The 13,957-nt window shown below is 68.9% G+C and carries 4 protein-coding genes; 3 read left to right on the top strand and 1 reads right to left on the bottom strand.

Annotated features, from left to right (window positions below; all coding sequences use genetic code 11):
• Positions 1 to 5,103, top strand: a 5,103-nt coding sequence (locus tag MF270_RS26365; RefSeq protein ID WP_272490898.1) for a calcium-binding protein, incomplete at its 5' end; no start/stop codon positions are given.
• Positions 5,104 to 5,413: 310 nt separating this feature from the next.
• On the opposite strand, the gene MF270_RS26355 is transcribed toward MF270_RS26365, so the two are convergent.
• Positions 5,414 to 7,777, bottom strand: a complete 2,364-nt coding sequence (locus MF270_RS26355) for a DUF2793 domain-containing protein (protein ID WP_238368608.1) — start codon at positions 7,775 to 7,777, stop codon at positions 5,414 to 5,416.
• Between the two features lie 248 nt (positions 7,778 to 8,025).
• Between MF270_RS26355 and MF270_RS26350 the strand changes: the two genes are divergently transcribed.
• A complete protein-coding gene (locus tag MF270_RS26350) occupies positions 8,026 to 8,613 on the top strand; it encodes a hypothetical protein (protein WP_238368607.1) in 588 nt (195 codons plus the stop codon).
• 189 nt (positions 8,614 to 8,802) lie between these two features.
• Positions 8,803 to 13,824, top strand: a complete 5,022-nt coding sequence (locus tag MF270_RS26345; protein WP_238368606.1) for a beta strand repeat-containing protein — start codon at positions 8,803 to 8,805, stop codon at positions 13,822 to 13,824.
• The last annotated feature ends 133 nt before the right edge of the window (positions 13,825 to 13,957 follow it).

Below are 13,957 nucleotides of genomic sequence, written 5' to 3'. Positions count from 1 at the left end.
AACGACACCCTGCTGGGCGGGGCCGGCAACGATTACCTCGAGGGCAACGACGGCGACGACCTGCTTGACGGCGGCGAGGGCGACGACACGCTCGAGGGCGGCGCGGGCTTCGACACGCTGATCGGCGGCGCGGGCCACAACGTGCTGCACGGCGGGCTCGACGCGGACACGGTGCTGGGCGGCGGAGGCCATGACGCCATCACCGGCGACACCGGCGACGACAGCCTCGAGGGCGGCGCGGGCAATGACACGATCGGCGCCGGCACCGGGGCCGACACGCTCAAGGGCGGCGACGGCAACGACCACATGTCGGGCAACGAGGACAACGATCGCCTGCTCGGCAATGGCGGCGACGACAGCCTGTACGGCAACGAGGGCGACGACACGGTCGAGGGCGGCTTCGGCAACGACTTCCTCGAGGGCAACGACGGCGCCGACTTCATCGACGGCGCCTCGGGCAACGACTGGCTGGATGGCGGCACCGGGTCGGACACGCTGGTCGACCTGATCGGGGACAACACGCTGAACGGCGGCGACGGCGACGACACCATCACCGCGGGCGACGGGGCCGACACCATTGCCGGCGATCTCGGCAACGACAGCATCACCGCGGCGGGCGGCAACGACACCGTCGGCGGCGGCTTCGGCAACGACACGATTCTCGGCGGCGACGGCATCGATGCGCTCTTCGGCAACGAGGACAACGACCTCATCTTCGGCGATGACGGCGATGACAGCCTTTACGGCAACGACGGCGACGACACGATCCACGGCGGCGCCGGCAACGACCTGATGGAAGGCAACGACGGCTTCGACCTGATCTATGGCGAACTCGGCGACGACACGCTCGAGGGCGGCAACGGCTGGGACACGCTGATCGGCGGCGACGGGGCGAACTACATCGCCGGCGGCGCGGGCCGCGACAGCATCGAGGGCGGCGGCGGCATCGACGAGATCTACGGCGCCGATCACGACGACTGGATCGACGCGGGCGCGGGCGACGACATCTTCATCGGCGGCGGCGGCGGCAACGACACGATCTACGGCGGCGACGGGGCCGACTACGTCTCGGGCAACGAGGATGACGACCTCATCTACGGCGGCACCGGCAACGACAGCCTCTTCGGCAACGAGAACAACGACACCGTGCGCGGCGACGAGGGCGACGACTGGCTCGAGGGCAACGAGGGCCGCGACAGCATCCTCGGCGGGCTCGGAGAGGATTCGCTGATCGGCGGCGACGGCCGGGACACGCTGCTGGGCCAGGACGACGACGACACCGCCTTCGGCGGCGGCGGCGACGACAGCATCCTCGGCGGTGACGGCGACGACTACCTCGACGGCGAGGACGGCAACGACACGCTCTACGGCGGCGACGGCGACGAGGAGCTGATCTCGGGCGGGGCCGGCGACGACCTGATCTACGGTGGGGCCGGCAACGACAACACCTTCGGCCAGGAAGGCAACGACTCCATGTGGGGCGGCACCGGCGACGACACGGTGGCCGGCAAGGAAGGCGACGACCGCCTCTATGGCCAGGACGGGGTCGACCACACCGCGGGCAACAAGGGCTCGGACTTCGTCCATGGCGGCGAGGGCGACGATTTCGTCTTCGGCGACAACGGCGATGACGTGATCTTTGGCGGCGGCGGCGCCGACTACATGGAAACCAACCTCAACGAGGACCGCTATGCCGCGGGCGGGGCGGGCGACGACCAGGTCCACTTCAGCTACCAGCCGGCGACGGCGACGACGCCCGCCTTCCTGGCAAGCCCGGTGCTTGACGGTCCGCAATGGGCCTTTGCCGGGGCCACCGGCGGCACCGGCGACGACCTGGTGCAGGCGATCTACCTGGCCGGCTTCCTCGACGGCGGCGACGGCAACGACCTTGTCGACGGCTCCTCGACCCGGTCGCGCAGCTACAACCGCGAGACCGGCGAGGTCGCCCTCGAGATCACCGGCGGCACCCGGCTGCTGGGCGGCGCGGGCCGCGACATCCTCATCGGCGGCGCCGACGAGAACATCATGTACGGCGACCACGCGCTGCACATGGCCGACTTCCTGACCATCCTCGAGAACCTCGATGGCGCCGGGAACGAGACCGCGGCCTGGCTCGATGCGCTGGCCAAGGCCTTCGACTTCTCGGTCTCGCTGGTCGACGGCGAGATCGTGTTCGACGACAGCGCCGAGCATGACGCCGACATCTTCGTGATCGGCCGCGGCCAGGACTACATCTACAGCGGCGACTCCTTCCTGGGCGAGACGCTGATCGTGACCAACCCGCAGGACGGGATCGACACGATCATGGATTTCGACGTCGATCTCGACCGGATCGACATGTCGGCGGTCGGCCGCAGCTCGGACTTCCTGTTCAGCCAGTTGGTGCAGGTGGACGATGACGTGCAGCTCACCACCGAGCGCGGCACGCTGATCCTCAAGAACGTGAACCTCGGCGATCTCGACGTCAGCATCTTCGACACCGACAGCGTGCCGATCGACACCTATCTCAAGCTGGTCGCGCCGCCGGACGTGGACGACAGCCCCGAGGACCAGGCGATCCGCGTGGTGGTCTTCGACGACACCGCCGAAGTGCTCGACGTGACCAACTTCCACGACCATTACTGGAACCGCTCGGGCACCGACCTGCAGGAACAGTTCGACCTGGGCGGCGCCAACCAGACCATGGGCTTCGGCGACGACGTCTGGTTCGACAACGACATCGGCAACGACGTGGCCGGCAACGAAGGCGCGGACATCATCCTGACCTTCGGCGGCGACGACCGCGCCCATGGCGACGACAAGGCCGACCTGCTGATCACCGGCAGCGGCGACGACCAGACCGAGGGCAACCGCGGCGACGACATGATCTGGGGCGAGGAGGGCAGCGACTACCTCTTCGGCTCGGTCGGCAACGACTGGCTGGACGGCGGCGCCGATGACGACGCGCTGGCGGGCGATTTCGGCGAGGACATCCTGATCGGCGGCGGCGGCAACGACGCGCTCGACGGCGGCGAGGAAAACGACCTGCTGCGCGGCGACAGCGGCTTTACCGAAGAGGATTTCCGCACCTGGGTCATCACCCGGTTCTACAACCTCGCCTCGGTCGAGGAGTACGTGGCCGCGGACTGGGTCGATCACGCGATCAACCTCGAGACGATGCAGATCGTGCCCGCCTTCTTCGACAGCGAGCTGGCCGGGTCGTGGTACGACATCATCCTGCCCGCGGCGCAGGAGATCATCGAGGGCGACGACACGCTCTTCGGCTCGTTCGGCGACGACACGATCTACGGCGATGGCGGCAATGACCAGCTCAAGGGCGGCCAGGGCCATGACATCCTTTACGGCGGCACCGGCAACGACGAGGTCTACGGCTGGTCCGGCAACGATTACATCGAGGGCGGCGACGGCGACGACAGCCTGGTCGGCGATGCCGGCGACGACACGATCATCGCGGGCAGCGGCGACGACACCGCCCAGGGCGGCGCCGGCAACGACTACATCGAGGGCAACGACGGCAACGAGCTGCTGAACGGCGGCACCGGCGATGACACGATCAGCGGCGGCAAGGGCGGCGACAGCATCAACGGCGACGAGGGCAACGACCTGGTCCGCGGCCAGAAGGGCTTTGACTCGCTCTTCGGCGCCGATGGCGACGACACGCTCTGGGGCCAGGACGGCAACGACGAGCTCACCGGCGGCGCGGGTCGCGACGAGCTGTGGGGCGGCGTCGGCGATGACGCGGTCTTCGGCGGCGACGACGACGACAGGCTGGAGGGCGAGGACGGCAACGACACGCTCTCGGGCCAGGGCGGCCACGACTTCCTCGAGGCCGGGGTCGGCTTCGACGTGCTGGATGGCGGCGACGGCGACGACACCATGTATGGTCGCCAGGGCTTCGACGACCTGCACGGCGGCGACGGCGACGATTCCATGTATGGCAACGACGGCAACGACACCGTGCATGGCGGCGCCGGCAACGACTTCATCTCGGGCGGCTACCAGTTCGACGAGCTGCACGGCAACGGCGGCGACGACGAGATCCTGGGCGAGAACGGCTACGACACGATCTTCGGCGGCGACGGCAACGACACGATCGTCGGCCACAAGGGCTTCGACCTGCTTTACGGCGGCTCGGGCGCCGACCTGATCTGGGGCGGCATCCATGGCGACGAGATCTACGGCGGCGACGGTTTCGACGAGCTCAACGGCCAGGACGGGTTCGACACGATCGACGGCGGTCTCGGCAATGACACGCTGAACGGCCACAAGGGCGAAGACACCCTGCTGGGCGGTGCCGGCGACGACGTCATGTTCGGCGGGACCTTCGCCGACAGCCTCTCGGGGGGGGCGGACAACGACTACCTCTCGGGCGACGACGGGGCCGACACGATGGAAGGCAATGCCGGCAACGACACGATGGTCGGCGGTCTCGGCAACGACGAGATGTACGGCAACGAGGACGACGACAACATGTCCGGCAATGACGGCTTCGACGTCATGATGGGCGGGTCGGGCAACGACACGATCTGGGGTGGCAAGGGCTACGACACGATCGACGGCGGCACCGGCCACGACCTGCTGGGCGGCAACCTCGGCGACGACAGCCTGACCGGCTGGGACGGAAACGACACCATGACGGGCGATGACGGCAACGACACGCTGCGCGGCCAGGACGGCAACGACCAGCTCGACGGCGGCATCGGCGCCGACGAGATCTACGGCGATGCCGGCGACGACCTGCTCTACGGCGATGCCGGGTTCGACACGCTCTACGGCGGGGCCGGCGACGACAGCCTGGCCGGGGGTCTCGGCAACGACATCCTGAACGGTGGCGGCGGGTCGGACACCTTCGTCTTCAACGGCGCCAGCTTCGGCAACGACACGATCGAGAACTTCACCCCGGCGATCGCCGGCGGGGATCACGACGTGCTGGTCTTTGCCGCTGACACGATCGGCGTGAAGACCTTTGCCGACTTCATGGCGGCCTCGACCCAGGTCGGCGCGGATTTCGTCTACGACCTGCACGGCGACGGGGTGAACACGATCACCGTGATGTCGACCGTGCTGGCCAATCTCGACGCGACAGACGTGCTGTTCCTCTGACGGCGCACCATGCGGCAGCGAATGGAAAGGGCCGCCCCGGTCGGGGGCGGCCCTTTTGCATCTCCGTCCCGGCACCCCGGGGATTGTCTCTCGGTCCCTGAGCCGTGACTGCGGGCGTCCAGGGCGCCCCTGGAGAGAGTATCTGCGGCAAACTGAAAACAGGAGCGGGGCTCCGGTCTTCATTGTGCCGATAAACTCCGGGGGGTGTGGGGGGCTGGCCCCCCACGGGTCGTGCGGTGTGGGGGGCTGGCCCCCCACGGGCCCTGCGGTATGGGCGCCTGCACGTGACCGGCAATCCCGGCCGCGCCGCTTACGCCCGTTCGTAGGCCAGCACACCCGGGGTGTAGCCGGTGCTTGCCTGGCCGCCGAGATCGCAGGCGATCATCCGCGCCGAGGCGGCGGGCGTCTGCTGGAAGGAATAGGCGGTGCCCGTGCCGCGGAACTTCATGTTCACGCAATCAAGCGCCGTGGCGGCCGAGACCACCGACAGGCCCAACTCGCCGGTCTGGATGCCGGTGACCTGGCCATCCTTGAGACAGGTGCCCTCCGAGCCCGAGACATAGACCGCCGAGGTGGCGGCGGGGGCGCGCACATGGGGCGTCACCTGGTTGTCGATGCCTTCCTCGATCGAGACCATCACCGTGGTGCCGGTGCGCGGCGCCTGGTCCGAACGGATACGTACGGTGTTGCGCCGGGGCAGGGCGCCCGAGCTCTGGAAATTGTCCTCCGAGATGCGCAGCACCTGGCGGTCGGGCGCGATCACGGTGATGTCGAAGTCGCTGTCCTGCACGCCGCCCAGCAGGTAGACGCTGCCGCCGCCCGTGCGGGCGCTTTCCTCGAGCACCGTGTCGCCGACCTTGAGGCCGATGACCGACCCGGTGGTGTTGTAGCTGCCGAACGACGCCGAGCGTACCGAGCCGACCGAGCCCAGCAGCCGGCCGCGCACGCCGGTAAAGCCGCAGCCGACGATGTTCTCGGTCACGTTGGTGTCGATGAAGGCGATGACGGCGCGGGCATAGGTTTCCACCGTGCCGCCAATGTAATGGCAATTGCGCGTGGCGAGGTTCGACAGCGGCGCGGCCAGCGAATTGCCCGGCACGAATTGCAGCCCGTCATCGCCCGACCGGCCCTTGGCGCCGTAGACGATGCTGTCCTCGCCGCCCAGGAGGCGGATGCCGCCGGTGCCCGCGTCGGGATCGACCGTGTAGTAGTACGGCATGTCCATGCGGCTGTTGTAGAGCGCGATCAGGAAGGCCTGGTCGCCGTAGTAGTTCTCGGCCCGGACGCCGTTCAGCTCGCTGTCGGCGAAGGCGGCAAAGAACACGTTGCCGGCATAGGGATGCCCGGTCGCGGGGTCGATGTCCGAGGCCAGCCGGAAGCCTTCGATGCGCACGTCGGACTGGTGGATGTTGGGGTTCGCCGGGCGCAGGTAGCCGCCCTGGTCCTCGTAGGTGGCCAGCAGCAGGAAGTCCGAGGCGCTGTCCCAGCGCCAGCCGCCGCCCTCGGGCGGCACGATGCGCGCGCCCAGCGGCACGGTCTGGCCCGCGGTCCGGACAGTCTTGCCCGTGGCGGCGCTTTCGGCCAGCGCGGCGTTCAGCGCGGCGGCATTGGTCACCGCATCGGCGGGGTTTTCCGACAGGCTGGGCAGGATGCGGCTGATCAGGTGCGGGGCGGAATAGAGCTGCCCGGCGCCGTCGCGGGCGGTATTCGCCTCCGCATGGTTGCGGCCCCAGGGGCCCCAGGCGCCGCCCGCCAGCCGGCGGCTCCAGCTGTCGTCCGCGGCGCCCGTGGCCCAGGCGGTCATCCGCGCCTCGGTCGCGCTTTGGCGCGCCACGGTGATCGCGCCGGTGCCGCCCTGCAGCGCGGCGGGCAGGCTGGCGGCATTCGTCGTGGCGGCGGTAAAGCGCCAGGTGCCGGCGGGGGTCGCCGTCGCGTTGAGGTCGGCGATCAGCGGCGCATCCCCGGTGGCGCCCAGGCCGAAGCCGCCGACCTTCATCACCCGGCCCGCGCCGGCGTCCCCGGCGCTGGCCTGGACGGCCGCGCCCGACAGGGCGCCGCTGGCCGGGTCGATCGACAGGGCGGTGACCCAGCTGCCGCCATCGGGCGAGACCTTGACCGAAAAGCCCGTCGATCCCGACAGCCCCATCTCGGCATGACCCGTCCAGTTCGACTGGAACAGCAGCGACGCGGTCTCGGCGGCGGCCGCCTTGTTGATCTTCAGCTGGTGCCCGGCGCCCTCGTGGCTCAGCAGCGTGGCGGGGGCCGAGACCGCCAGCCGGTTGGTCGCGTCAAAGCCGGTGTTGACGCCCAGCCCGCCGACGTTCTGCAGGTCGACCGGCGGGTTGATCCAGGCCGCGCCGGTCCAGACCCGCAGCCCGGCCTGGGACTTGTCCCAGACCAGGAAACCCGCCTGCGGGGTCACGAAATGCCAGGCCGCGTCGGACCAGGTCGCGATCTCGTGGTCATGGCCGGCCCAGGCGCCCCCCGCGCCGGTGCCCGTGACATGGGCCTCGCCCTCGGCCGGCAGGACCGGGGGCAGGGTGCCGCCGATCGCCTCGACCGAGACCTGCACCAGCATGTCCAGAAGGCGCAGCGCCTCGTTGTGGGTCACGTGTTTCTGGGCCTGCGAGGCCTGCATGTAGGGCAGCGACAGGGTGGGCGAAATCTCGGCCATGGAATCCTCGCGAATGGGGTCCGGAATGGGAATGCGTCGCGGGGACGATGCCGAAGGCGGGGTAAGAAACCCCGACCAGACCGCGCGTTGCGTGCGCAGGGCGGTAACGGATGGGGCCGCCGGGCGGGCCCGGACATGTGCCGTCTAACCCGTCTTATGTAAGGCGCATTCGAATTGTCTTCGCACCGAGGCGATGGTCTAAATGCCTGGCCCGGCGCATTTTCGCTGGCTCACCTGGGGACATATCCATGACACGTACCATTGCCCTGCTCGGCTTGGCCCTGCTGGCCGCCGGCTGCAGCAACGATCGATATACCCGCTCGGGCTTTGTCGACGCCAGTTCGGGGGGCAACATCCCGCGTGGCTTCGACCAGGTCGCGGCCGAGGGATCGGATTTCGACAACGGCGACGGCTACGCCTACAAGGTGGGCGAAATCGAGGGCAAGGGCTTTGTCGCCCATGCCGGCCTGACCGAGGGCACGGCGGTGGCCGCCCCGCCCAGCACCGGCTCGGCCGTGATGACCGGCAGCTACGAGGCGGGCTACATCTCGGGCATCACCCGCAGCGGCGACTACCTGCAGGGCTGGACCGGCTCTGCCCGCAGCGGCCTCACCCTGACGGCCGATTTCGACGATGGCACCCTTTCCGGCACCAGCACCGACCGGCGGCTGCGGGTGCGCGGCACCTTCTCCGGGCGGGACCTGTCGGGCGAGGTGACCTTCGACAACGACGATGGCGACCTCGAGGGGCTGGTCGGTCCGGGCAAGGCCATCGGGGTCTTCCACGGCAATGACGACACCGATGTCTTTGCCGGCGGGTTCATCGTCACGCAGTGATCCCCGCGGGGACCCGCCCGGGACATTAACCACAAGCATCGGAACGAAAAAAACGGGGGTGCCGCGCAGCCCCGGTTGCATGCGCGCGCATGCCCTTTTAGGCTGGCGCCATAAGGGAACGGGTCTGCCGCGCAAGGGACGGCGCGGCGCTGGCGCGCATGAGACCACAGGACATTCAAGGGGACCGACATGACCACCTATACTTTCCACGGCTTCTATTATTCCTTCGACGATCAGAACGTCGCGAACGATTTCTACGAGGCGGATATCCACCTGGCGGTGGCCCCCGGTGTCAGCACCGTCAGCTACAGCTACAACCTGCCCGACGATGCCCCCGGCCCGAACCCCTCGAGCTTCGATCTCGACAACGCGAATGACGTCTATTCGCTGCTCTTCGAATATTACCGCTCCTACAGCCCCGACTACCGCTATGCGGTGATGATGGAGGTGCGCTGGAACGACGGCGGCACTATCCGCACCAGCTACGTGCTGAAAATCGACATCGACCTCGACGACGTGGGCGAATACGCGGTGGTGCTGGGCGGCGCCGCGCTGCCCCAGATGAACAACGCGGCCGATTTCGACGCGTTCGACAATTCGATCGTCAGCGCCGTGGACGCACCCGTCGGTTCGGGCTTCGGCCCGGGCGAGGTGATCGACCTCGACGCCCTGCCCAATGTCTCGGTCTCCGAGAATGACCGGATCTGGGGCACCGACGGCAACGACAGCTTCTTCGGAGGGGCGGGCAACGACACGATCGAGACCCTTGCCGGCGACGATTACATCAACCCCGGCGACAACGAGGATTACGACAGCGTCCGTCCCGGCTCCGGCAACGACACGGTCGATTTCGCCGACCTGTCGGTGGGCTATGTCGACCTGCATCACTGGGATCTCGATGCCGGGATCACCGCCAACATCAACGGCAATGCCAATACCGGCGTCATCGACAAGGGCGTGAACGGCACCACCACCCTGCTGGACGTGGAAAACCCGATCCTCGCGGGCTGGGACATCGGCGGGCTGGGGGTACTGGGCACTAGCCACGCCGACACGTTCAACATTACCTCGGCCGATGGCGGCTGGATGATCGTGGCCGGCCGCGACGGGGCCGACAGCTACAACATAGGTGCCAGCGATGGCGGGCTGCGGCTCGACTTCCGCTACGCGCCCGGCGGGCTGCGGGCCGATTTCTCCACCGGCCAGATCTTCGACGACGGCTGGGGCAATGCCGAGACCATCGTGGGCGCCGAGAACGTGACCGAGTTCCGCGGCACCGACAATGACGACAGCATCCGCGGCACCGATGCGGACGAGCGCATGATCCTGCGCCAGGGCAACGACACCGCCGACGGCGCCGGCGGCTACGACACGCTGCGCTACGACCGCTCGGGCGTCGACGCGGTGACCGTCGACCTGCTGGCCGGCACCGTCAGCGGCACCTGGAACGGCACGGCCTTTTCCCACCAGGTCAGCAATTTCGAGGCGGTGCGCGGCTCGCGCGAGGGCGATGACAGCCTCACCGGCACCCATGACGCCAACGAGCTCGAGGGCCGCGGCGGCGACGACACGCTGGTGGGCCTTGCCGGCAACGACAGCCTCTACGGCGGCGATGACGACAACACGCTCTTCGGCAACGCGGGCGACGATTACCTCGTGGTCTACGAGGGCAACAGCTATCTCGACGGCGGCGCCGATTACGACGACGGCGCGGTGCGCGACGACAGCTCGGCGGCACAGCGCATCACCTTCGGCAGCACCATCACCGTCAGCGGCCTCTCGGGCACCGGCGCGGGGGCCGACGTGCTGTATACCACGCAGATGGTCAACATCGAACGGGTGGTCAGCCAGTTCGGCGGCGATCTCATCGTGCAGGGCGACGGCAACCGCAACGTGCTCAAGCTGGAATGGGGTCTCGACTTCCTCGACTTCGACGGGGCGGGCGGCACCGACCAGGTCCAGCTGCACCAGATCCAGCGCCTGGATGGCGGCCAGGGCTTCAGCCGGGCCGAGTTCTTCACGGCCTACGAGATGACCGGCACCGCCGAGAACGTCTCGATCCGCAGCATCGACAGCGGCGAGACGGTGGCCGTGATGACGAATGTCGAGGAGGTGCGCTTTACCGACGGCACCTTCACCTTCGACGAGCTGATCGGCGCGGGCGGCGGCGGCGACGGGGCCACCGCGGGCGACGACCTGCTGGCGGGGACCGCGGGCGACGACCTGATCGACGGGCTGGCCGGCAATGACACGATCCGCGGCGACACCGGGTTCGACACGCTGATCGGCGGCGCGGGCGACGACGACCTCTACGGCGAGAACGGCTTCGACAGCCTCGATGGCGGCGACGGGCAGGATTACCTGTCGGGCGGCAACGGCAATGACACGATCAACGCCGGCACCGGCGCGGCCAGCAGCCAGACCGGCGGCGACTACATCGAGCCGGGCGCCGGCGCCGACGTGATCATCGGCCATGCCGAGCTCTTCACGGTCTACAACGACGGCATCGACCTCTCGTGGCGCAACGTGACCGGCACCGGCGGCATCACCGTCACCGTGGGCGCGGACGGCACCGGCACCGCGGTCTCGGCGGTGGGCGGGGTGGTCAACGACAGCTTCACCTATGCCCATCTCTTCTACGGCACGGGGGCGGGCGACACCTTCATCGGCTCGGGCAATGCCAACTGGGAAGGCTGGGGCGGCTTTGCCGGCAACGACACGATGGATGGCGGAGCAGGCTATGACGAACTGCTCTACCACCAGGAGGCCCAGGACGGCGGCGCCGGGGCGATCAATGTGAACTTTGCCACCGGCACGGCGACCGACGGCTTCGGCAATACCGACAGCTTCAGCAACATGGAGGCGGTGCGCGGCACCGCCCAGGCCGACAGCTTCACCGGCTCGGCCGCGCTGGGATACATCAGCTACCGCGGGCTCGGCGGCGCCGACACGATCACCGGCAGCGCGGCCTGGGACCGCGCCGATTACAGCAACGACGCCAGCAACGGCGGCATGGGCGGCATCATCGCCGACCTCGCGGCCGGCACCATCGTCGACGGCTTCGGCGCCACCGATACCGTGTCGCTGATCGACCATGTGCGCGGCACCGACGCGGCGGACGTGATCAACGGCTCGGATGCGGATGAACGCTTCGACGGGCGCGGCGGCAACGACACGCTGGGCGGCATGCTCGGGCATGACGAGCTGAACGGCGATGACGGCGACGACCAGCTCTACGGCGGCGCGGGCGACGACACGCTCTCGGGCGGGGCCGGCGCCGATTACCTGGTGGGTGGCGATGGCCGCGACCGGCTGCGCGGCGATGCGGGCGACGACACGATCGACGCCTCGGGCGGGGCGGCCGATGGCCAGGGCTACGGCGACATCGTCCAGGCCGGCACCGGCACCAACACCGTCATGGGTCACGCCGCGGCCTGGTCGCAGAACGCGGGCTTCGGGCTCGACATGATCTTCACCGACATCACGGGCACCGGCATCGCGCTCACCGTCGGCGCGCAGGGCGCAGGGACGGCGACCAGCCGTTCGGGCAGCAGCGTGGCGACCTCCTTCACCTGGGCGGACCATTTCGAGGGCACGCATCAGAACGACAGCATGCAGGGCTCGGACGCCTCCGAGGGCTGGGTCGGCGAGGCCGGGGATGACACGATCCACGGCGGCGGCGGCTGGGACATCCTGCGCTACCACCTCGAGGACGGCGGCACCCAGGGTGTCGACGTGAACCTGCTGACCGGCCAGGCCACCGACAGCTTCGGCGACAGCGACAGCTTTACGGGCATCGAGGGTGCCACCGGCACCGCGATGAACGACGCGCTGACCGGCAACGCGGTCGACAACTGGCTCGGCGGGCTCGAAGGCGACGACACGCTGCGCGGCTACGGCGGCAACGACGTGCTCGAAGGCGACGAGGGCAACGACGATCTCGACGGCGGGGCCGGCAACGACACGCTCTACGACGGCACCGGCAACGACATCGTCCGCGGCGGCGAAGGCGACGACCTCTTCATCGCCAGCACCGGGCAGGACAGCTTCTTCGGCAATGGCGGCAACGACACGCTGCGGGTCACGCTCGACGCCTACACCGGGCCCGATTTCGTGGTCGAGATCGACCTCGCCGCGGGCCTGGTGCGCGGGCTCGACACCGGCACGCTGGCGCCGCTGCCCAACGGGATCGACGCGCTGGCCAGCATCGAGAATGCCGAGTTCCTCAACTCGGGCCTCTCGGCGCGGCTGATCGGCGATGCCGGCGGCAACCGGCTGGAAAGCGCGGATGGCCATGACACGCTGAACGGCGGCGACGGCTTCGACACGCTGCTGGCCGGCACCGGCGACGACCTTCTCATCGGCGGCGCCCAGGGCGATTTCGCCTCGGGCGGGGACGGCAATGACAGCCTCTACGGCAACGACGGCTTCGACACGCTCTCGGGCGAGATCGGCGCCGACCTGATCGCCGGCCAGAAGGGCAACGACCTGATCTACGGCGGCGACGGCCATGACACGCTTTACGGCAATATCGGCGACGACACGATCTTCGGCGGCAACGGCCAGGACCTGGTCTACCTCGGCGAGGGCAACGACACCTTCGAGGACAACACCCAGGAGGCGCCGCTGAACAACGACACCGTCTGGGGCGAGGATGGCGACGACATCATCCTCGGCGGCAACGGGTTCGACGCCTTCTACGGCGGCACCGGGGCCGATTACATCCGCGGCGGCAAGGGGTTCGACAGCCTCTACGGCGGCGACCAGTCGGACACGCTTTACGGCAACGACGGCAACGACCTGGTCTATGGCGGGCGCGGCGCGGATTACGCGGTGCTCGGCAATGGCGCGGACACCTGGATGGACGATGCGCAGACCACCTTCGGCGACGACCAGGTCTTCGGCGGCGGCGGCTGGGACACGATCCACAGCCTGGGCGGCAACGACACGCTGACCGGCGGCGCGGGCAATGACAGCTTTGTCTTCGGCGATGCGATGGGCGATGTCTTCCTCACCGATTTCACATCGGGCGAGGATGACCTGAGCTTCACCGCCGCGCTCTGGGGCGGTCCGCTGACCCAGGCAGAGCTCGACGCGCGGGCCTCGCTGGCCGGCAGCGACCTGGTGCTGACGCTGGACACCGGCGCGACGGTGACGCTGGACGGGGTCAGCTCGACCGCCGGGCTCCTGGGCGACATCGTGCTGGTCTGACCGGCCCCGCCACGCAGTCATCCGGGGGGGCGGTCTCCGCCCCCCTTTTCGCGCCCGCGCCCGTCGCCAGGCGGCGCATCCCGGGCGCATCTCGACGCGACAACCTTGCCGTGTTACCTGCCGGGCAGCACCG

It is taken from the genome of Mesobacterium pallidum, from assembly GCF_019966535.1.
GTDB classification, from domain to species: domain Bacteria; phylum Pseudomonadota; class Alphaproteobacteria; order Rhodobacterales; family Rhodobacteraceae; genus Mesobacterium; species Mesobacterium pallidum.
The sequence above is the reverse complement of the archived record's forward strand: the minus strand, read 5'-3'. Positions and strand labels throughout refer to the sequence as shown.

Coding starts and splice junctions, on each gene's coding strand:
- MF270_RS26345 (WP_238368606.1), top strand. CDS start 8,803: ATGACCACCTATACTTTCCACGGCTTCTATTATTCCTTCGACGATCAG.
- MF270_RS26355 (WP_238368608.1), bottom strand. CDS start 7,777: ATGGCCGAGATTTCGCCCACCCTGTCGCTGCCCTACATGCAGGCCTCG.
- MF270_RS26350 (WP_238368607.1), top strand. CDS start 8,026: ATGACACGTACCATTGCCCTGCTCGGCTTGGCCCTGCTGGCCGCCGGC.